This window comes from Thermoanaerobacterium xylanolyticum LX-11, assembly GCF_000189775.2.
GTDB classification, from domain to species: Bacteria; Bacillota; Thermoanaerobacteria; order Thermoanaerobacterales; family Thermoanaerobacteraceae; genus Thermoanaerobacterium; species Thermoanaerobacterium thermosulfurigenes.
In genome coordinates this window covers 931695-952066 of sequence record NC_015555.1, presented here as the reverse complement: position 1 = coordinate 952066, position 20372 = coordinate 931695, and the positions used below count along the sequence as shown (strand labels likewise).

General features: G+C 31.2%; 23 protein-coding genes and 1 pseudogene. 6 read left to right on the top strand and 18 right to left on the bottom strand.

The window, feature by feature from the left end; translation table 11 throughout:
• Positions 1–67: 67 nt before the first annotated feature.
• Entirely contained in the window at positions 68–361 is a 294-nt protein-coding gene (locus THEXY_RS04665; RefSeq protein WP_013787682.1) for a DUF5320 domain-containing protein, read from the bottom strand.
• 227 nt (positions 362–588) lie between these two features.
• Here THEXY_RS04665 and THEXY_RS04660 point away from each other — a divergent pair, with 227 nt between their 5' ends.
• Positions 589–1743, top strand: a complete 1155-nt coding sequence (locus THEXY_RS04660) for an MFS transporter (protein ID WP_013787681.1) — start codon at positions 589–591, stop codon at positions 1741–1743.
• A gap of 55 nt (positions 1744–1798) precedes the next feature.
• Here THEXY_RS04660 and THEXY_RS04655 read toward each other — a convergent pair whose 3' ends face one another.
• Positions 1799–2257: a Fur family transcriptional regulator gene (locus tag THEXY_RS04655; protein ID WP_013787680.1), complete on the bottom strand. Its 459-nt coding sequence runs from the start codon at positions 2255–2257 to the stop codon at positions 1799–1801.
• A gap of 158 nt (positions 2258–2415) precedes the next feature.
• Positions 2416–3756: an FAD-dependent oxidoreductase gene (locus THEXY_RS04650; protein ID WP_041592211.1), complete on the bottom strand. Its 1341-nt coding sequence runs from the start codon at positions 3754–3756 to the stop codon at positions 2416–2418.
• Positions 3757–3978: 222 nt separating this feature from the next.
• Here THEXY_RS04650 and THEXY_RS13095 point away from each other — a divergent pair, with 222 nt between their 5' ends.
• Together THEXY_RS13095 and THEXY_RS04645 are read left to right on the top strand one after the other, a co-directional pair.
• Positions 3979–4143, top strand: a complete 165-nt coding sequence (locus tag THEXY_RS13095; RefSeq protein WP_489884369.1) for a hypothetical protein — start codon at positions 3979–3981, stop codon at positions 4141–4143.
• On the top strand, positions 4133–5356 hold the full coding sequence (locus THEXY_RS04645) for a cation diffusion facilitator family transporter (RefSeq protein WP_013787678.1): 1224 nt from the start codon (positions 4133–4135) through the stop codon (positions 5354–5356). Before THEXY_RS13095 ends, THEXY_RS04645 begins: the two co-directional genes overlap by 11 nt.
• A gap of 256 nt (positions 5357–5612) precedes the next feature.
• Here THEXY_RS04645 and gcvH read toward each other — a convergent pair whose 3' ends face one another.
• Entirely contained in the window at positions 5613–5990 is a 378-nt protein-coding gene (gene gcvH, locus THEXY_RS04640; protein WP_013787677.1) for a glycine cleavage system protein GcvH, read from the bottom strand.
• 504 nt (positions 5991–6494) lie between these two features.
• Between gcvH and THEXY_RS04635 the strand changes: the two genes are divergently transcribed.
• The gene (locus tag THEXY_RS04635; RefSeq protein ID WP_195890947.1) at positions 6495–7697 is read left to right on the top strand and encodes an IS110 family RNA-guided transposase; all 1203 of its coding nucleotides are present in this window, start codon (positions 6495–6497) and stop codon (positions 7695–7697) included.
• A 239-nt stretch (positions 7698–7936) separates the two neighbouring features.
• On the opposite strand, the gene tusB is transcribed toward THEXY_RS04635, so the two are convergent.
• Genes tusB through THEXY_RS04610 form a run of 5 tightly spaced genes read right to left on the bottom strand, consistent with a single transcriptional unit; the run spans position 7937 to position 10288 of the window.
• Positions 7937–8215, bottom strand: coding sequence for a sulfurtransferase complex subunit TusB (gene tusB / locus THEXY_RS04630; protein WP_013787675.1), 279 nt, complete (start codon positions 8213–8215; stop codon positions 7937–7939).
• A 12-nt stretch (positions 8216–8227) separates the two neighbouring features.
• A complete protein-coding gene (locus tag THEXY_RS04625; RefSeq protein ID WP_013787674.1) occupies positions 8228–8587 on the bottom strand; it encodes a DsrE family protein in 360 nt (119 codons plus the stop codon).
• An 11-nt stretch (positions 8588–8598) separates the two neighbouring features.
• Positions 8599–8952 carry a DsrE/DsrF/TusD sulfur relay family protein gene (locus THEXY_RS04620; RefSeq protein WP_013787673.1) on the bottom strand — a complete coding sequence of 118 codons (354 nt, stop codon included), beginning with the start codon at positions 8950–8952 and terminating at the stop codon, positions 8599–8601.
• Between the two features lie 52 nt (positions 8953–9004).
• Positions 9005–10021: a thiosulfate transporter TsuA gene (gene tsuA, locus THEXY_RS04615; protein WP_013787672.1), complete on the bottom strand. Its 1017-nt coding sequence runs from the start codon at positions 10019–10021 to the stop codon at positions 9005–9007.
• A gap of 24 nt (positions 10022–10045) precedes the next feature.
• Positions 10046–10288 (bottom strand): sulfurtransferase TusA family protein, encoded by a 243-nt coding sequence (locus THEXY_RS04610; RefSeq protein ID WP_013787671.1) that lies wholly within the window; start codon positions 10286–10288, stop codon positions 10046–10048.
• Between the two features lie 191 nt (positions 10289–10479).
• Here THEXY_RS04610 and THEXY_RS04605 point away from each other — a divergent pair, with 191 nt between their 5' ends.
• Complete coding sequence (locus THEXY_RS04605) at positions 10480–11373, top strand: LysR substrate-binding domain-containing protein (RefSeq protein WP_013787670.1); 894 nt, start codon at positions 10480–10482, stop codon at positions 11371–11373.
• A 190-nt stretch (positions 11374–11563) separates the two neighbouring features.
• Complete coding sequence (locus tag THEXY_RS04600) at positions 11564–12937, top strand: IS4 family transposase (RefSeq protein ID WP_013787204.1); 1374 nt, start codon at positions 11564–11566, stop codon at positions 12935–12937.
• 183 nt (positions 12938–13120) lie between these two features.
• Here THEXY_RS04600 and chrA read toward each other — a convergent pair whose 3' ends face one another.
• From chrA to THEXY_RS04560, 9 genes and pseudogenes are all read right to left on the bottom strand, one after another.
• Positions 13121–14311: a chromate efflux transporter gene (chrA, locus tag THEXY_RS04595; RefSeq protein WP_013787669.1), complete on the bottom strand. Its 1191-nt coding sequence runs from the start codon at positions 14309–14311 to the stop codon at positions 13121–13123.
• 301 nt (positions 14312–14612) lie between these two features.
• Positions 14613–15140 carry a flavodoxin family protein gene (locus THEXY_RS04590; protein WP_013787668.1) on the bottom strand — a complete coding sequence of 176 codons (528 nt, stop codon included), beginning with the start codon at positions 15138–15140 and terminating at the stop codon, positions 14613–14615.
• 33 nt (positions 15141–15173) lie between these two features.
• Positions 15174–16043, bottom strand: coding sequence for a damage-control phosphatase ARMT1 family protein (locus tag THEXY_RS04585; RefSeq protein WP_013787667.1), 870 nt, complete (start codon positions 16041–16043; stop codon positions 15174–15176).
• A 27-nt stretch (positions 16044–16070) separates the two neighbouring features.
• Positions 16071–16313 (bottom strand): P-loop NTPase, encoded by a 243-nt coding sequence (locus THEXY_RS04580; RefSeq protein ID WP_049781441.1) that lies wholly within the window; start codon positions 16311–16313, stop codon positions 16071–16073.
• Positions 16314–16342: 29 nt separating this feature from the next.
• Positions 16343–16663, bottom strand: a pseudogene (locus THEXY_RS04575) (peptide deformylase); the annotation flags it as partial.
• Between the two features lie 12 nt (positions 16664–16675).
• A complete protein-coding gene (scfB, locus tag THEXY_RS04570; RefSeq protein ID WP_013787665.1) occupies positions 16676–18037 on the bottom strand; it encodes a thioether cross-link-forming SCIFF peptide maturase in 1362 nt (453 codons plus the stop codon).
• 109 nt (positions 18038–18146) lie between these two features.
• Positions 18147–18308, bottom strand: a complete 162-nt coding sequence (locus tag THEXY_RS13090; RefSeq protein WP_013787664.1) for a hypothetical protein — start codon at positions 18306–18308, stop codon at positions 18147–18149.
• Between the two features lie 119 nt (positions 18309–18427).
• Positions 18428–19087: a hypothetical protein gene (locus tag THEXY_RS04565; RefSeq protein WP_013787663.1), complete on the bottom strand. Its 660-nt coding sequence runs from the start codon at positions 19085–19087 to the stop codon at positions 18428–18430.
• Between the two features lie 108 nt (positions 19088–19195).
• Positions 19196–20368 carry an ABC transporter permease gene (locus tag THEXY_RS04560; protein WP_013787662.1) on the bottom strand — a complete coding sequence of 391 codons (1173 nt, stop codon included), beginning with the start codon at positions 20366–20368 and terminating at the stop codon, positions 19196–19198.
• Between the last annotated feature and the right edge of the window lie 4 nt (positions 20369–20372).

Sequence of the window (20372 nt, the reverse complement as noted above, 5' to 3'; positions counted from 1 at the left end):
ATTTTTATATGTACTTTCAAAAAAAATAAAGCCAGTAGCAATAATTGCCACCAGCTTTTCATAATATTTACTTGTTATTTTTGTCTTCGTCGTTATCGTCTAAATCCTTCAATCTGTCTTCTATATATTTAAGTTGATCCTTGAGGTATTGGGCTTGTGCATTAAGGTAAGATTTCTCGTCCACAGCACTGCCATATCTTGCCCAAAACGGTGCTTTAGTTGCGTAATACATGTTTCTATATCCTCTGTGTATACCATGTCCACTCATATATCCTGGAGCACCATGACCACAACAAAATCCCATACCTCTTCCAGACATTGGACCATATCCCATTGGGCCTGTGCCATCTCCTCTTGGCATGTAAACCACTCCTTTAAAATATTTTGGTCTTATGACCGTTTCACAATTATATAGTATCACTATTTTTGTCATATGTCAATAATAAAATAAAAAATTTTGACATTTTTTATCTCTATCGTCGTAAGACTCTAACTTGACATTGTATATAAATAGTTATAAAATCCTAAATAGTAATTTTTACTTATTTAATATTACGATTTATAACTATTGTCTAGGAGGAATTTTGTATGACCATTGTAAAAACAAACAAAACAAAATTATTTATTCTTTCTCTTTCTCACATGGTAAATGATTATTACATGAATTTCATTCAAACACTTATGCCGTTTTTAATTGCTGCAGGACTTAGTGCAGGCAAAGCAGGATTTTTAGTATCTGTCTTTACAATAACATCATCATTAATACAACCAATCATTGGATATATTGTTGATGTTAAAAATCAAAAATGGTTTGTCTATATTGGGACATTGTTTATGGCTGTTTTGCTTAGCCTATTAGGGATAATGAAAAGTTACCCACTGCTTTTAATAATCTCTGGAATTGCTGGTATTGGTACTGCTGCTTTTCATCCACAAGCATCTGCTATGACAACTGAATTTAGCTCCGTTGAAAAAAGAAACACAAATCAAGCTTTTTTCGTGACATTAGGCAACATAGGATGGGCTCTCACTCCATTAACGGTTGTTCCGTTTGTGGAAAAGTACGGTTTATCAATAACGCCTATTTTTGTAATCCCAGGCTTGATTGCTTTTATTTTATTGTTTTTATCTCTTAGTAAAAATAATGCATCATCTTCAAATGTAAAAAAAGAATATTCACCCTTGCTTATAACTCTACGCACATCATGGAAAGAACTTACTAAAATCATGATTGTCGTTGCATTGCGTTCATTAACATATTATGGTATGTTGTCGTATTTAGCCCTTTATTTAAAACATAAAAATGTATCTGTCCTTTTATCAAGCAAATTGCTTTTCTTTATGCTATTTGCAGGTGCTCTTGGTGGCCTTATTGGAGGAATGTTAGCTGATAAGTACGGTAAAAAGTTGATTTTAACTACTTCATTAATACTCTCCAGCTTTTTCTTTCTTATTTTTATTTTAACAACCGGTATGTTAAGTTATATAATGCTTATTATTGCAGGTACAATGCTTTTAGCATCATTCTCAATTACTACCGTGCTTGCTCAAAGTTTGCTGAGCAAAAATGCTGCAATGGCTTCTGGCTTGGCACTTGGATTTGGGACAGGAATAGGTGGTCTTGGCGTAGGATTATTTGGAATACTCATTGATTTTAATGGTATTACATCAGCAATTTTATTAATGGCAATCATACCAATTTTAGCAGGTTTAATAAGCTTAAGTATAAAAGCCCAAAACTAAATCAATTTTATTAATAGTAGCTCTTATATTTTATAAAGATGCTACTATTAATTTTCTATTCTTTGAGTTTTTCTCTACATTTTTTACATATACCATATACATTAATGCTGCCATAATTTATATCAAATCCATACTTATCTTTAATTAAATTTAAAAATTGTATGACTTCATATCCTGAATACTCTTCCACATTGTTACAATATTTACAAATCAAATGTGTATGAATATTGCCTTTTTGAGGTGTAATAATCTCATAATATTTTACATTATTGATTGTATTGACAGAAATGATATTTTTTTTAATCAACATGTCCAAATTTCTATAAAGAGTAGCTACACCATAATTAGGATCTTCTTTTTTGACAATTTTCAGCAAACTATTGAAATCAAAATGAACATCAGGATTGTCTGTAAATGTCTTTAGAAGTATCAATCTGGTTAATGTGATTTTTACACCTATCTTTTCTAAAAAATCTATTAAATTTTGTAAATATACATTTTCCAATTCTATCACCGCTTAGATCGTAATTAACATATGTTCATTATATATGATATAATTAATTTCTTCATATGTCAATAATCATAAAAAAATTACCCCTATTTACTTAAACAGAGGTAATTTCTATGATTAATTTTACTTTGTAATCATAAAAGTTAATTACATTTTTATTATTACATTTTAGATAAAGCGTCAAGAGCTGCTGAGTTAATAGGATATGACACTGGAGATGCTGTCAACAATGGATGTGTTGCCGTTTGGAATGTATTTAACTCTGAAGCTGTAAGCCCTTTTTGTATAGCAAGACTCAAAATATTTATCATTTCGCCAACGCTTTCACCACCAGATATCTGAGCACCTATTATGACACCAGAATACCTTGAAAATATTAGCTTCATCTTTATACTTTTAGCATTTGGTAACGATCCTGGATGTTTATCCATTGTTGAAAATTCACCAATAACTATATCAAAACCTTCCTTTTTAGCTTGGACTTCTGTTAAACCTGCAGCAGCAAAAGCAGTATCATATATTTTTGTAGAAAAAGCACTTATCGTTCCTTTATTTTCTTTAACCAATCTTAGATTAAACACATTTACTCCTGCAATTTTCGCTTCATTTGCAGCTGTTGAAGCCAATAAAATAGGAACATTTTTTCTGGTAAAGAAACATTTTTTCTCTGCACAATCTCCAACAGCAAATATATTAGCAGCACTTGTCCTCATATATTCATCAACTACAATAGCTCCTTTTTCATTAAGCTTTATTCCAGTTTCTTTTGCTAATTTTGTATTTGGTACAACGCCCATTCCTAATATTACAATATCTGCTTTTACTATTTCTCCATTTTCAAGTTCTACACCTTCTACTTTTGTTTCACCTAAAATCTTCGTAACTTTAGTATTTGTTTTTATCACTACACCTTTTTGCTTAATTATTGCTTCAACCATATCGCTATACTCAGCGTCAAATGCTTGCCACAAAAGTTTATCAGCAATTTCAATCAATGTCACATTCTTATCTAATGCTTTTATTTGTTCTGCCATCTCAACGCCAATAAAACCTCCACCAATAACAACAATATCATTAGCATTGTTAATGCTCTCTTGAACGATCTTTAAGTAATCTTCATCTTTTTTTATTGGATACACATTTTCTATATCATATCCAGGAATAAAAGTTGGCATAAGTGGCAATGAACCAGTGGCCATGATCATCTTGTCATACTTTATTTCACCATTTTCTCTTGTAACTGCTAAATTGTTGTCTTTATCTATTTTTAAAACTTCATCTATTATTATATCTATACCTGCATTTGTAAGCATTGAATCAGGTATAACATTTTTTGCTGTGTCTTTCAGCGTACCAAATATATATGGTATACCGCAAGGCACCATCACTTTTTTAGTCATACGAACAACTGTTACTTTCTTGTCTTTATAAGTTTTTTTTGCCGACAATGCTGCAAGAATTCCTCCTGCGCTTCCTCCTACAACCAAAACATCTGTTTCTATCAATCTAATTACCTCCTATTTTTTAAATGTTTATTTCATATCATTAACTCAATTATAAAATTATAATAAACTTATGTCAATAAAATATCAAAATTTGTTAAGAAAATAGTTTAACAATTTGCAATTGTACTTTTATCTATAAAAAAAACAATATTAAAAAAGCATTTTTATGTTATAATAAACATAAGTAAAATAATTTTTAAAAACGAAAGAAGGTAAACTATGGAGCCTATGAGGAAATTTAAATGTTATGACTGTGGATATCTTTGGGAAGTACCATATGGTACAGGAAGACAAATAGTATGCCCTAAATGTTTTTCTCGTAATATTAAAAGGATAAATCCTATGTGTCAAAATAATTTTTGGAGATGTAGGTATGGAAAATAAAAATTTAAGCAACAAAATCATATACTTAGTAACTACATATTCCATAATTCTTAATACAGCATTAGCTATAACAAAATATTTCTTAGGAAAATATTCTGGTAGTACTGCTCTCACAGCAGATGCTGTACATTCAGGCTTAGACGTATTTTCATCTTTTATAGTGTTATCAGGAATATATTTATCTTCAAGAAAAGTAAAAAACTACCCATACGGGCTTTATAAAATAGAAAATTTTACATCTGCATTTGTATCAATTTTAATTATACTAACTGCTTTTGAAATAGGTAAAGGTATTTTTGAAAATTCAAAATCTTTAAATTCCTCATTTGAAAGCAAAATTATAACTATAGCTATACTTTGTTTAATAACATTTGTCATATTTTTATACAGCAGATTTGAAAGAAAAATTGGAATCAAGTATAGTGCGCCTGGAATTATTGCTGATTCTGAACATATAAAATCAGATATGCTTTCAATGTTAGTTTTGGCAGTAAATATTTTATTGAATATATTCAAAATAAATATTGATAAGTACATAACAATGGCGATTGTTGTTCTTATTGCTTATTCAGGATGGAAATTGCTTAAAGAATCCATAATGGTATTGCTAGATGTAAGCATAGATTATAATACTATTGAAGAAATAAGAAGTATAATTATGTCATTCCCACAAGTAAGCGAAATAACAAAAATTAAAGGTAGAAAAGCTGGAAGATACATATTTATAGAAATTGATGTGAAATTCGATATAGTAACTTTAGAGGAAGCTCATAAATTATCAAATATGATAGAAGAAGAAATATATGATAATTTGCCTAATATTGATAGCATAACATTGCACTATGAACCTTACGAAAAGCAGCAAATTAAAATAGCTATTCCTCTGCAAAAGCCTGAGATTAAAGAAATTTCTAAAAAATTTGGTGAATCTCCATATTTCGCTTTTATAACATACGATTTAAAAGACAAAAAAATATTAAATCAAGAAATATGTAGCAATGAAAAAATAAATCTTTCGGAAAAAAGAGGAATTAATGTAGCATTATGGATATTAGAAAACAAAAAAGCAGATATAATTGTAGCATCACCAGATATATTTAATTCAGCACCATACTTTGTATTTAAAGCTAATAACAAAAAAATATATACAAGCGATGCTACAAATATAATAAATATTAAAGATTTTATAGACTGTGCCGTAGAAAGTATGTGAACCATCTCCATCCTATAGAGGATGGAGCTTTCTATTTCATTGACAGTTGTCTGCTGTTATTCACAACAGGTCTTACACAATCTGCAACCATAGGAGTGGAACAAATGAAAGCAAGTTTGAAGACATCAACTTCTTGCCACGATGCTATTATGTAGTAAAGTAGTATTGCCTTACTACGTTGAACACCATGAAAAAGGTGGTAAAAGCAAAATCAACAGAGGATACCATCTCATAAAAGCATCAAAAACCAATTTTATTATTTTCCCAATAATTTCTTATATTCCTCGGCTGTCATCAAATTCTCAAGTTGCAATTTGTTTTTAAGTTCCACTAGTACAAGCCAGCTATCATAAGGATCACTGCTTATTAAAGAGGGATCATCAATAATTTTATTGTTTATTTCAACCACTTTTCCGTCTACTGGTATATAAACTTCAGAAGCTGTTTTTGCTGATTCTAAAACTCCAAGTACATCGCCAACAGTGAATTCCGTACCCACTTCTGGTAATTCAATGTATTCTATATCACCTATAGAATCCTGTGCATAATCAGTTATTCCTATATATACATTATTCCCTTCCAATTTAAGCCATACATGATTCTTAGAATAGTATAGTCCTTCCAAAACTATCACTTAAAAAACCTCCTCGTATAATTATTATTAAAGACAATAAATTTGTCTCACATCTTAAAACTTAATAAAACACATTGATAATTGGAAATTACCTCTTCTTTAAAACCTTATTTAGAAATTACATCTATTGCCATGTATCTAAAATATCAAATGATTAAGTACATGGCACAGGCCGCCACATCTTTTATTTTACGGCCTTTATGTTTACTTTTGAGATAACTTGTAGCATTATTATACTGTAAAGTTAATATGGGACAGGCTTTTGTCCTCCTTGCGGTTTTTCCACTCTTTTAAGTATAGTCCCTACACCAGATTTGCCTTTTCTAACGCGAAATCTGCTTTGTCGTATATAAACCCCTGGCAGCAGAGGATTAAGGTTTATATACTAATAGCTAATTGCGAGGTTGCTACATAATCTGGCCTACAGTTATCTCAAATTAACTTTCATCTACACCATTACCTTTGAAAGGAGGTGCTATAGCTTTGAATAAACTTTTTGTAGGCATGGATATAAGCTTGGATGATGTCAAGGTTCATATTCTCGACCAAGACGGCATTGATGCTTGCTCTCGTTTTTCTATAGATAATAATCCTTCTGGTTGCAATATTTTAGTGTCTCATATATTGGATTGTTGTAATAAATACAACATTCAGAAGGTTTTTATTGGCCTAGAATCTACTTCAGTCTATGGTTGGCATATTCAGTATTATTTAGCTGACCATGCTTCTTTGAAGCCTTTTAATCCTTCTGTAACTACTTTTAATGCTAATACTGTCAAGGCTTTTAAAAAGTCTCTTGGCAATTTGCCTAAGAATGACTGGGTTGATGCTTTTGTCATTGCTGAAAAATTAAGGTTTGGAAGGCTTCCTAAATCTTGTCCTGTAGATTTTAGATACCTTGCTCTCCAAAGGCTTACCCGCCATCGCTTTCACATTGTTGATAGTATTGTCAGGGAGAAAAATTATTTCCTAAGCAATCTGTTTCTTAAATTCAGTGGCTTATGTCAAACTAAAGTTTTTAGCAATAATTTTGGTACGACTGCTACTGAAATATTTAATGAGTTTTTAACTCTTGATGATATTGCGGCTCGACCGCTTGAAGATCTTGTTGCCTTTTTAGTTGATAAAGGTAGAGACCACTTTAATGACCCTAATGCTACAGCTAAATTACTCCAAGAGGCTGTACGCAAATCTTATAGAATCAACGCTAATGTAAATGATTCTTTGAATTTTGTTATCAAGTCTTGTCTTGATAATATACAGTATCTTGAAAAGCAGAAGAAAGCTTCTGAAAAGACCATTGTCAATGAAGTCAAAGGATTTAAGAATCAATTTCTTTGTCTTACTTCAGTAAATGGCATTGGTCCAACTATAGCAGCTGTCCTAATATCTGAGATAGGCGGAATATCAAGGTTTGATAATGATAATGCTCTTGCAAAGTTTTCCGGCATATATTGGTCAGAATACCAGTCTGCGGATTTTAAAGCGGAGGACACTTATTTAAAACGCACTGGTAATGAGTATCTCAGATATTACTTTATTCAAGCAGTCGACCAACTTAGGAAATATTGTCCTGAGTTTTCACAATACTATGCTCGCAAATTTAATGAAAGTAAAACTCATAAACACAAACGTGCTTTAGTTTTAACAGCACGCAAAGCTGTAAGGTTAGTCTTTGCTCTATATTTCCATTGCTGTTTTTGGTAATGGTTAGCTTTGCTATACTCTTTTTTAGCTATTTTTTAAAAAAATTTTTTTGATTTTTTTAATCACCCCTTGACATATTACCGAAATACTTTTTTAGAAAATATTTTCTTCACTCAAAAAGCTATCAAACTTTGCTTTTGACAACTATTGTATTAAAAAATTACACTTTTCTTGCAATGAATTTAATAGATAAGCTTATCCTTTTAAGCATATCTACAAAATAATAGCCAATCATATTTCTAAGAAATTATTTTTTCATTCATTTCTATAAAATCAGCCCATCTTTCGTAATCTATCAAAGGAATTTGGCTTTCACTCTCTTCAAATCCTCTTGCAATAAAATCTTCCTTAAGCGCGAAAAGTTCAATCCCTTCTTTTATAAAGTTTTTTAGATTTTTTTCAATTGCAAAAATGACACCATCCTGTATAAAAATAACTTTATCCTGAGGCAATGCAAGCTTCAACAAAAATTCTGAAATTTTAGCATCTGGACTTTTCTTGACAATTATTAATGCCATATTTTTCCCCTCCTAAAAGAATACTACCTTATCGAAAGAATGTACGAACTCTGGAAGTTCTTCTTTTATCATGGTCTTTAAATTCCAATGAGGTTCAATTTCATTTTCTTCTATGCTATATTTTTCAAGTTCTTCTTTTACTGCATATACTTGGGTATTGTATTTCTCCAAATATTTAAATGTAATAGAGAGTGGCAAACATTCAATTATTTCTGGTTTACATTGTTTACGAACTGCCAAAACTGCCTCATTTAAAAAAAGTATAACAGGTTCAAGATCTTCTCCATACATTCCAAAAGCACTTCTCAATGCTTCATTAATCCATATACTTCCTGCAGGTGCATTGTATACTGCAAACAACACTTTTTTCATTCTATACCCCCCTATGGCAATAAATTAATATATCTATCTGATTTGTAAATAAGTGCGGCCATCTCTGGTACACCTGAAAAATCCGCGCCTTCAATTTTCATATCTTCTGTAACTCCTCTATACTGTGCACAAAGGCCGCAAATGTGAATCTCTACTTCCTTATCTGAAAGTTCTTGAAGTTTTGATGGAATCTTCCTATCAATTTTCATAGGTTTTATTAGTTTATTTGTAGCAATAACAGAATCAGCAAACAAAAATATTGAAATTTTATGCCCCCTATTCATTAGTACTTGTGCTAAATGAATCGCTGTATCAATATCCTCATTTGTATAAGGTGATACATTTACTTGTATTGTTATATGCATACTTGTTCACTCCTTTTAAGATTTCGTAGGAAGGGCAAAGCCCTTCCCCCATTTATCTTCTTTCAAAAAGAAACCATGCCATAAGCCAGTTGCCCAATACAACAAATATAGTGAACACTATTGAACTTATAGCCAGATGTGGAAGTCCAGAAAGAATATGCCCTATATTACATCCTCCTGCACTTCCGGCACCAAGCCCCATCAAAATACCTCCTAATGCCACCTGCACAAATGTTTTAGGATCTTTTGGAATCCTTAATTTAAATTCTTTAGAATAAAGTGCTGCTAAATATGCTCCGATTATAATTCCGACTATTTCCATACCGATCCAATTATACGGAATAGGCTGAGTTGGATCCAAATTAGCAGTAGTTGTTCTAAAAAGGTTTACCCAACCTCCTGTTATACCTAGAGGATAGCTTTTTTGTGATAGATATGCTATAATTCCAACAAGTCCCAATGCTATACCCGCTGTAATCCAATTAAAACCAGAAACATCTCTTTTTGTAGTTTTCCAAAATATTAGTATAATAAAAAGTAAAATTGTGAAAATTATTGCTACAATCCAAGGATTTATATTTAAAAGATTCGCCAAAGTTAAATTAACAATTCCGTCTTTCGCTGCATAAAATCCGCCTGGATTATTTGTAGTAGTTATGGCTTTACCCATCCAATTATTAACAAATGTTAAAGGTCCACCTCTTACTGCTGAAGCCGTAACTCCAAAAAACACCGCAGCAACAAAAGCAGTTATATATCCTTCGCCTATCCTGTAAGTAATACCACTAGCACATCCTCCTGCCAATACCATTCCCGCTCCAAACAAAAATCCTCCAACTATCTGAGCAAGTGGCACAAATGCTATTGGGCTTAATTTAATCCAGCCCATTTGTGCTGCAAATTGAAATCCTATTGTTTCTACCAATATTGCAAGCAAAGCTATTTTCATTAGATAATTGTCTTTTGTCATTTTGACATCCCTAATAGCAGAGTTAAAACAAATCCTACCTCTTTGCAAAACTATACCAAAAAGTATGCCTACAAAAAATCCTTGGAGCCTTGAATCCATAAGATCTCCCCCATTTTTTTATTTTTATAGCTTCTTAATTAAAATTCGCCATTCACTGGATCCAATTTCATCAATAGAGATAACCTCACCTCCTACTTCTTTAACCCCAGCCGGAATTCTCTCTTTTGAAAGTGCATAATCAATAAGTACTTCAAGAATTTCTCCTGATCTCATTTCCTTAAGTTTTCTTCTCGTGTCTACATCTGGAATTGGACATACTTCACCTCTCTCATCTAAAGTATATGTGGGTTTAACATCATTTCCCATTTTAATACCTCCTCATCATGTTATTATTTTAACATTTCAATTTTATTATACACTATATTTTTATTCTTTATGTTATTTAAAATTCTTATATAATATTAATTTTATTTATAACAAACTTTATAGTATAATAAAACTTAGCAAAATAAAACGTTGTACTGTGATAACTTTTTGTTAAAAAAGGTGGGATTACTGTGAATATTGAAAATTTGAGAGCATTTTATAAAACCGTATATCATAAGAACATTTCATTAGCAGCAAAAGAATTATATCTCTCCCAGCCGGCTATAAGTCAACAAATAAAAGCATTAGAGAAAGACTTAAAGGTTATTCTTTTAATGCGTAGCAACAAAGGAGTCATAACTACCCCACCTGGAGAATTAGTATATCAATATGCAGAAAGAATATTAAATTTATACGATAATATGATTAAAGATTTGGAATGCTTCGAAAATGACTGTACAAATAGACTCACAATTTCTTCCTGCCTGAATGTTGGTCAATATGCTTTACCTTGCTTAATTCACGAATTTAATCGAAGACATGAAAATGTTATAGTTAATGTAGATTACAATTTAACAGCAGAAGTAATCTATAACATTAAAGAAAAAGGTATAGATATTGGCTTTATAGAAGGTTGTTACACAGATGATGATATTTCATGCATTCCACTGGGAGAATTTAAAATGTACTTTGTTGCCAATGGTAATTGGAAAGAAAAAAGTTTGTCAAAAAACAAGTTATTTCGTTATAATTTTTTTATGCTGGACAAGAAGTGTACTCTAAGAAAAATAATTGAAAAAACACTTATAGACAATGGAATAGAAATTAAAAAACTAAAATTTGAATTGGAAACTCCGTCTATTGAATCGTTAAAATCAGCTGTAGCAGCAGGATACGGTCTATCTATTTTGCCATACATAGCAATAAAAAAAGAATTATATACTAAGATCTTATCTATAGTCCAGGTTGAAGACATAGAATTTAAATATATTTATTCAATCATATACAATAAAAAGATTTACAAAAAATCCAAATCTGATTTCATCGACTTTATAAAAACCAGCGGTAAAAACTTTTTCTGCTAAAAATGATTATATTTATAAAATGATTCAATTACAATAAATTCATTTTTAAAATTGCTAACTCAAACTTCGCACTTATAAAAGTAGCTCTGTACCTTGATAATTCAATATTATTTGGCTATAAAATAGCATGAGACCTCCATTTTTGGTATAATTGAATTATCAAAAAATAAACCAATTGGAGGCTCATGCTATGAATAGTATAACACAAAATTACCAAATTGATAATAAGGTTTCTACTTCGATTAAAAGTTTCTTCAAAAAATATAGAATTTCGGCTGCTTTAAGGTTATCGAATGCTTACAAAAGCAAGGGTATTCCCGTTATTTCTATTTTCGAGTACTTATTCTGTATGATCTTTACCAATAGATCTATGTATATGAATATGCTAATGGGTACAAATCAGGTTGGTTTTAAGAAAGACACGGTTTACAGATTCTTAAACTCTATTCATATTAATTGGATTCGGTTTACCACTTGGCTTAGTGCACAGATTATAAATGAGACAATTACTGGGTTAACAAGTGACAAACGCGTAAATGTTCTTATTGTTGATGACTCTTTATTCGAACGCTCTAGCTCTAAAAAAGTAGAACTACTAGCAAAAGTATATGACCATGCTAAGAAAACATACAAATATGGCTTTCGCCTACTTACACTCGGATGGTCAGATGGAAATACTTTTATCCCAGTCAATGGATGTCTTTTATCTACTGAGAATCAAAAGAATCGTATCAATGAAGCTATACCTGTGGACAAGCGTTCCGCCGGGTATTTAAGAAGGAATCTATCCCAAACTAAAGCAACAGCCGTAGCTCTGGAATTAATAAAGACCGCTAAAAAAGCAATGATTCCAGCATCTTATGTATTGTTTGACACTTGGTTCTGTTCTCCCTCTTCTTTGATTGCTATTAAAGAAATAGGCTATGATGTTATTGCAATGGCAAAGAAAACATCAAAGATGCATTACCTATATAATGGAATAATGCAGCCGTTAACAGAAATATACAAGCAGAACAGAAAAAGAAGAGGCAGGTCTAGATACCTGTTATCCGTGGAAGTTTCCATTGAAAAAGACGGAAAATCTATTCCTGCTCGAATTGTATTTGTCAGAAACAGGAATAATCGAAAAGACTATCTGGCACTTATTACCACGGATATGAACCTTAACGAGGACGAAATCATTCGTATATACGGGAAGCGCTGGGATATAGAAGTCTTTTTCAAAGTGTGTAAATCATACTTGAAGCTCAGCAAGGAATGCAATTCATTATCTTACGATGCGATGACAGCACATACAGCAATCGTATTTACCAGATACATGATGCTTGCACTAGAGAACCGTCGATCATCAGATTTACGAACAATGGGAGAGATATTTTACTACATACAGGATGAAATGTCCGATATTACGCTGATTCAGGCTTTTCATCTACTTATGCAAGTATTCATAGATACAATAACAGATAAACTATCGTTATCTTCAGAACAGCTGGACCAATTACTTGATGCTTTTATGGCTGCGATTCCCAAAGAACTTAAGGAAAGACTTCCGAAGTGTGCATAATTGTGTAAATTACTATTACTTTTTTCTGGCAAAGCATTAAGTTTTCAAGGAACAGAGTAATTATTTATGTGCGAAGTTTTAGATTGCTAATAATAAACTTACCTAATATTTGCTTGCTGGTGCAAGTAAATATTAGGTAAAACAAGCTGAGAACAATAAGAAGCCATATTTAAAACTAATTATCTAAAACACATAATACAATATAAGGTATAATCCGGTACCACATAAAATAACCCATTTAGCATCCAATTTTGTAAAACGTAGAGCAAGAAAAGACAATATAAACAATGCAACGGTATAAAAATCTATAAGAGAATGTCTGCCGGAATTTATTACTACTAATGTCATAAGACCTACAAATGATGATAATAAGCCTTCTAATGCTGAATTAACATATTTATTTGTTTTAATTTTCGTATATATACCAAAAGTTACTACTACTAATAGAAAAGATGGAGCAAAAATAGCTAAAGTAGCAACTAACGCACCTAATAAACCCATCACTTTATATCCAATGAAAGTTGCTGTAATAACTATTGGGCCAGGAGTCATTTGTCCTAAAGCAACACCAACCATAAATTGATCAATATTTAACCAATGATGTATATTAACAACTTCTTGTTGAATCAAAGGTAGCATTGTAAAGCCATTTCCAAATACTAAAGCACCAATCTTAAAAAAAACTTCAAACATACTTGATAATTCTTTAGAAAAAACAGTTGACAGAAAAAATAATAAAATTAATCCAGAAATAATTATAAAATCAACCCAATTTACTTCAGTTTTTGACTTCACAAAATTATTCGCTTTTTCAAGATCACTATTATTTCTTAACAATATTATTCCTAATAATGCAGAAATAAATAAAATTAAAAATATATTATTATAAAATATAGAAATTATAAAGGATATTAAAGCTATAGTAATTGTTCGAATATTGTTTGTAGCAGTTTTAGCTAAATCAAATACAGCATTTAATATTAGCGCAACAACTATAGCACCAAGGCCTTTAAATATAATACTTACAAATGTTAAGGTTTGATATTTAAAATAGACCCAAGATAATATTACCATAATAAAAAACGGAGGCAATATAAAGCCGATAAAACTTGCTATTGCACCTAGTAATCCTTTTAATTTATATCCAATATATATAGTGAGTGAAACAAATGTAGCTCCTGGTATCAATTGTGCTAATGCAAGACCTTCAAGAAATTCTCTTTCACTAAGCCAATTAGATTTTTTTACAATGTTCTTTTTCGCTTCCACCATCATAGCTGGTCCAAAAGCTGTAAAACCCATTTTAAAAAAAGATATGAATATTTGCCATAATGTTATGCTTTTACTATTTTTTATGAGATTTTCATTATTCATATTTATCATTCCCTTTCTTTTATTCTCGTTTTTGGTATGGTATTATCCATCTTTATTGGTTAATAGTTATATACTCAAACTTCGCACTTGTAAAAGTAGCTCTGTACCTTGATAATTCAATATTATTTAGCTATAAAAAGCATGAGACCTTCACTTTGGTATAATTAAATTATACCAAAAATAAACCAATTGGAGGCTCATGCTATAAATAGTTAGTGTGCATAATTGTATGAATTTCTATATTTTTTCTGGCAAGGTATTAAGCTCTAAGGGAACAGAATAATTATTTATGCACAAAATTTTAGCCATTCAATAATTCCAAAATCCTGTATCCTAATCTTTCTGCTGCTCCCACTGCTTCTACATCCAATTCTATATCGCCTTTTTCATAGCCAATTCCTGAAACTCCTCTATTTGCTACAATCATTTCATGTTTCAAAAAGAAAGCATTAATTGCTGTTATTGCACTTTCTGCTCCATATTTGCGTCCAACAACAATAGTCCCGCCTATTTTATTTCTTAGGTCACCCTTTATACACCATGTACGATCTATAAATGTCTTAAGCTGGGCCGATACATTATTGAAGTAAACTGGAGTACCTAAAACTATCCCATCACTTTCTAACATTTTTGGAATCAATTTTTCATTCATGTCATCTTTAACTGGACATATGCCCGTCTTTTGGCAAACCCAACATGAATTACAATATTTTATATTATAATCTGAAAGCCTAATAAGTTCTCCTCCTGTTATTTCTAACGAAATGTTTAAAAGATATTCTGTATTTCCATCCTTTCTCGGACTTCCTGAAATATATAAAATGTTCATTGGCAATCTCCTTTCAAACAACTATACTTTAGTTTAGATGTTATATTTTATCACTGCATCCATTACTTCTACGTTGAGATCTTTTGATATAACAGGGCACTTTGATATTAGCATAAAAAATATATTTTTATTTTCACTTAATCCTTCATAATTAGCTTGACCTTTTGAAATTACAATGTCATAATTTTTAATCCAACCTTTTACTTCTTTATCTTTTCTATTCGGTCCTGTATCTTTCATGCCATTTCCAATTTTATAAAAAGTTATATTTGGAAATTTATCTATCCCTACTTCATATACATCATCTATCATTGCATCATTAATTATTGGTCCACCTTTTATTACAAATGCAATTTCTTTAAAAGGTTTGTTCCTTATATTTATCATCTCTTCAATAAATATTTTGTCAAAAACTATTTCACCAGAATTGTCAGCAAAAAAAAGAAGATTGTCATATATTAATATTTTGTTAAGTAGTATATCAAAATCATCAATTGCTAATTTTTTATTTAACACATCATTTATAGTTTTATCTAAATCGAATTCAGATGATGGTCCAAAATCAATAATATTCCCTGCTATTGAAAGTTTTGCAGCAGTATAAAGTCGCTTTTCCATATTGTCAATTTTATTTAACTGACTCTTTAACGAAGGATATAATTTTAGCGCCATGTTATTACTTTCTTTTTTTATATCTTTGTACGGATCTAATATTCTGGTTTCTTCCCTAATTAAATTATAAATTTGATTTACTATCTCATCATGTGAAGTATCCCAGTTTTTATCATATAAAAACTTTATAACCTTTTTTAATATGATAATGCGTTTTTCTTCTTCCTGATCTTTTGTTGCAAATAATGTCTGCTTCAGAAAACACGGTATACATTCTAAATAAAGCTTCATTTTGATACCCTCTTTACTTGCATTCCATTAAAGTGATTCTAACGCTTTTATGCCAATTTCCAAATAGCTTCCACTAACTTTTTCAATCTCTCCTCTATCGCACAACTCCGCAATATGTTGATCAATAGGTATTCTTCCTAAAAACGGTATGTTCATTTCTTTTGCAATTTCTTCCGTTTTGCTTTCACCAAAAACATTTATTCGCTCACCGCATTTGGAACATACAATATAGCTCATATTTTCCACAATACCTAAAATTGGTATATTCATTGTTTTTGCCATATTAAATGATTTTTTAACTTAACTCTAACTTTTGCAGGTCTTATTACTTCTCCTGTTACATTAGGTACACTTAGACATCCTTCTACACCTATTTGTTCACCTTCTTCTAAAATGATTTCTGGATTTATTAGCTCAATAAGACCTTCCCCAACATCTACAACAACCAACCTTCTTAAAATCCCAATTTGGTTTGCAGCTAAGCCAACTCCATCTGCATTGTACATTGTTTCAGCCATGTCCTCTAAAATCATTAATATGTGTTCATCTATTTTTTCAACCTGTTTTGCTTTTTTATACAATATTGGATCTCCAATTTCCCTTATATATCTTAATGCCATAAAAAACCCCCATTATAATTGTATATTATTAAGAGCAGCTTGTACCATTATAGCACACTCTATTCTTTTCTTTTGCAATATGCAAGCAATCTCATTTGGTTTTGAAATATCTTTATTTGTAAAGTATGCGTTAGCGTGACATCCACCCGAGCAAAACAACTTAGCCCAACAATTTTTGCACTCTTCTTTAGCAAAAATATTGTTGTTCTTAAATTTATCTTTTAATTCTATATTTGTAATACCATCATCTATATTACCAATAACAAATTCTTCTTGCCCCACAAATTGATGGCATGGATAAATATTTCCTTCTGGCGATACAGCTAAATATTCATATCCAGCTCCACATGCAGTAATTCTTTTTAAAAGACACGGCCCATTGTACAAATTTAGATTGAAATGATAAAAGCGAAACGACTTTCCACTTTTTAATCTTTTTATATATAATTTTGCAAGATTTTCATATTCATCTAATATTTCTGGCAAATCACTTTCATCAAAATAAATTTCATCCCCTGTTCCAACAACAGGTTCAACAGATATTTCTTTAAATCCTAAATCAGCTAAATGAAATACGTCCTTTGAAAAATCTTTATTCTTTTTTGTAAATGTACCACGTATAAAATAACTTTTACCATTTCTTTCTTCAACAAGCTTTTTAGCTAAAGGAACTATTTTATCATAGCTTCCATTTCCAGATGCATAATGTCGAATTTCGTCATGTATTTCTTTTCTCCCATCAATACTTATTACTACATTATCCATATTTTTATTTAAAAATTTTATTTTTTCATCATCCAGCAATGTTCCATTAGTAGTAATTGTAAAATAAAATTTCTTGTTAAATTTATCTTCCAGAGAGCGACCATAATCTACAGTTGCTTTTACAACATCAAAATTCAAAAGCGGTTCTCCACCGAAAAAGTCGATCTCGATATTGCGCCTTCCTGAAGAATTTTTCACCAAGTAGTCAACCGCTTTAAACGCAACTTCTTTGCTCATTAATTTTCGGCCAGTATTGTAATCTCCTTTTTGAGCAAAGCAATACTCACATCTTAAGTTACAATCATGAGAAACATGTAAGCACAACGCTTTAACACTATCCTTAGCAGTAAAATGTGAAGCAGCTTCTTCAAGATTTATTAATGGAGCAAAAAGCAAACCTTCATTTTCTAATTCTTTTAATTCATTATACGCTTCTTTGATTTCATCTATTGAATACTTGCTTTTCAAATCATCAACTATTTCTTCGTATGAAGGAAGTTTACTTCTTCCTTTCAAGATACCATAGCCTATATCATCAAGCATATGTATAGCTCCACTGTTTTCATCAACAGCAAAATTATATCCATTTAATGAAAAAGTATGTACCAATTTAAGACCTTCTTCCTGTTTTTATTAACATATGTCTATATCTACATTTAATATATTATTTTTTTAATCATATGTCAATATAAAAAGGGTATGCATGTTCATACCCTTTTTATATTACGTACTGTACTTTTTTAATGCGTCCTTCTTGATCATACAATTTTATTATGAATTTATCGCCCTTTACTTTTATTTCACAAAAACACTCTCTGCAGAAAAATAAATTACCTCCAATTTTACCGACATTTTTACTTTTACAATTAGGACACCTCATTTTGATTACCTCTTTTTACAATGATTCTCTATTTTAAAAATGCAGCCTAACCTAATGTTAGGCTGCTTTATAGGGAGGTTATATTAATTATGTTATGTCCTTTGTAATCATTATTAATATCATAATGTGTTAGAAGCATCTGAATTTACTGTCGTGGTGCTTGTAGGAGTATTTTTTTTGCTTCCTTTTAAGTCATTAAGTATTTGTTGCTCTTGCGTCGATGTTATTTGATTCTTCTTAACTGCTTCATCAAGCACTTTTTTAAATCTTCCCATAAAACTAAATTTTTCGTGTACCACACCCATGTACTTCTTCAAATAACGTGTGACAAATTGTGGATAGCCATTTCCATCCCATTTATTGACTTTATCGGTAAAATTCTTAATAAGAGTATTAGCTTTGTCTTGTGTAATCTTGCCATTCTTTACTTTATTATTAACGATATTTGTAAAATCATCAATAAGCGTTTGCTTTTTTTGATCTAAAGTCATATTGTTAAAATCTTCTATCTTCTGCTCATCAGTATTTATTTTAGCCAAAATTTTGTTTTCCTCATCTTGACTAATCTTGCCTTGACTATACTTCTCTTCAATTTTTGTCTTAAGATTTTCTAAAGTTTGTATTGGGTCAAACTTTTTGTTAATCTTAACTGTTTGACTTGTTGAAGAACTTGAATTAACCTGTGAAGATGATGTCGATGTATCCGCAAAGGCTATTGATGTCAAAAGAACCGTGCCTATAACAGCAGTCGCTATGATTTTTTTGCTTTTCCCTGTCATAAAAAATCCTCCTTATTTTTTATTTTAAACTCATTATAGCCCAAAATTTTTAACAAACTGTTAAATAAATGTATATTTTTTGTTAATGTTTATTTCCATTGCCATTCTTTACTCGTATCGCAAAGCCTCAATCGGTTTAAGCCCTGCTGCTTTATTAGCAGGATATATCCCAAAGAATAAGCCTATTAAGAGGGAAAACGAGAATGATATTAATATCGTATTTACAGATGGTCTTACTGTCATGTTCATAAAGTGTCCCATCAGATATGATGCTATAAATCCAAAGACTACTCCTACTATCCCTCCTACTCCGCTTATGGTCAGGGATTCTATCATAAACTGCAGCAGTATGTCCCTTTTCTTAGCTCCTAATGCTTTTCTTATACCTATTTCTCTCGTCCTTTCTGTGACTGATACTAACATTATGTTCATTATGCCTATACCACCTACTATTAATGCTATACCTGCTATTCCACCTAACATCATGGACAGCGTGTTGCTGACGCTGTTTACTGTTGATAATAGGTCTGATTGGTTTAATATTCTATATGCGTTTGTGTCACCTTTGAATATGGTGTTTAGCATGTTTTCTACGTGGTACTGTGCTATGTTTACGTATTGTTCTGATGATGCGCTTAGGTATATCTGAGTTATTCCTCTGTTTCGCTGAAATACGAACATCGTCTTTATCGGGATGAATATTGAGTCATCATAGGAGTTTGATATTGATGATCCTCCTGATGCTAATACTCCTACTACTGTGAAGTTGTTTCCATCCAATTGTATTGTTTTGCCTAATGGGTCTGTGAATCCAAATAGGTCACTGGCTACGTTGCTGCCTATTACTGCTACTTTTTGCCTCATGTCATTGTCTATTGATAGTATGAACCTGCCTTCAGCAAGTTTTAAATTTCTCAGTGTCGCATAGTTTTCATTTACTCCGCTTATGTTTTCTTCGTATGATTGGTCACCGTACTTGGCATATGCATTGGCACTCATTATTGGGGATATTTGCGATATGTACGGTGAGTCTCCTATTGACATGGCTTGGCTGTAGGACAACGATGTGTCCATACCCCTGCCCATTATTGATACCATTATCAGGTTTGAACCCATGCTTTTTATTTGTGATGTTACTCCTTCTGTGGCTCCTTGTCCTAAACTTACCAGTCCTATTACTGACATTACGCCTATTACTATTCCAAGCATGGTTAGAAATGATCTAAGTTTGTTGTCTATTATGCTTTTTAAGGACATTTTTATTGCCTGCATCAATGCCATTCTA

What these genes read in the sequence shown, in the direction of transcription:
- chrA (WP_013787669.1), bottom strand. Translation starts at nt 14,311, where the DNA reads ATGAATAATGAAAATCTCATAAAAAATAGTAAAAGCATAACATTATGG.
- THEXY_RS13090 (WP_013787664.1), bottom strand. Translation starts at nt 18,308, where the DNA reads ATGAGGTGTCCTAATTGTAAAAGTAAAAATGTCGGTAAAATTGGAGGT.
- THEXY_RS13095 (WP_489884369.1), top strand. Translation starts at nt 3,979, where the DNA reads ATGGAGCCTATGAGGAAATTTAAATGTTATGACTGTGGATATCTTTGG.
- THEXY_RS04585 (WP_013787667.1), bottom strand. Translation starts at nt 16,043, where the DNA reads ATGAAGCTTTATTTAGAATGTATACCGTGTTTTCTGAAGCAGACATTA.
- tsuA (WP_013787672.1), bottom strand. Translation starts at nt 10,021, where the DNA reads ATGGATTCAAGGCTCCAAGGATTTTTTGTAGGCATACTTTTTGGTATA.
- THEXY_RS04590 (WP_013787668.1), bottom strand. Translation starts at nt 15,140, where the DNA reads ATGAACATTTTATATATTTCAGGAAGTCCGAGAAAGGATGGAAATACA.
- THEXY_RS04625 (WP_013787674.1), bottom strand. Translation starts at nt 8,587, where the DNA reads ATGAAAAAAGTGTTGTTTGCAGTATACAATGCACCTGCAGGAAGTATA.
- THEXY_RS04635 (WP_195890947.1), top strand. Translation starts at nt 6,495, where the DNA reads ATGGATATAAGCTTGGATGATGTCAAGGTTCATATTCTCGACCAAGAC.
- THEXY_RS04565 (WP_013787663.1), bottom strand. Translation starts at nt 19,087, where the DNA reads ATGACAGGGAAAAGCAAAAAAATCATAGCGACTGCTGTTATAGGCACG.
- THEXY_RS04610 (WP_013787671.1), bottom strand. Translation starts at nt 10,288, where the DNA reads ATGGGAAATGATGTTAAACCCACATATACTTTAGATGAGAGAGGTGAA.
- THEXY_RS04580 (WP_049781441.1), bottom strand. Translation starts at nt 16,313, where the DNA reads ATGAATATACCAATTTTAGGTATTGTGGAAAATATGAGCTATATTGTA.
- THEXY_RS04645 (WP_013787678.1), top strand. Translation starts at nt 4,133, where the DNA reads ATGGAAAATAAAAATTTAAGCAACAAAATCATATACTTAGTAACTACA.
- THEXY_RS04620 (WP_013787673.1), bottom strand. Translation starts at nt 8,952, where the DNA reads ATGCATATAACAATACAAGTAAATGTATCACCTTATACAAATGAGGAT.
- tusB (WP_013787675.1), bottom strand. Translation starts at nt 8,215, where the DNA reads ATGGCATTAATAATTGTCAAGAAAAGTCCAGATGCTAAAATTTCAGAA.
- THEXY_RS04560 (WP_013787662.1), bottom strand. Translation starts at nt 20,368, where the DNA reads ATGGCATTGATGCAGGCAATAAAAATGTCCTTAAAAAGCATAATAGAC.
- THEXY_RS04600 (WP_013787204.1), top strand. Translation starts at nt 11,564, where the DNA reads ATGAATAGTATAACACAAAATTACCAAATTGATAATAAGGTTTCTACT.
- THEXY_RS04660 (WP_013787681.1), top strand. Translation starts at nt 589, where the DNA reads ATGACCATTGTAAAAACAAACAAAACAAAATTATTTATTCTTTCTCTT.
- THEXY_RS04665 (WP_013787682.1), bottom strand. Translation starts at nt 361, where the DNA reads ATGCCAAGAGGAGATGGCACAGGCCCAATGGGATATGGTCCAATGTCT.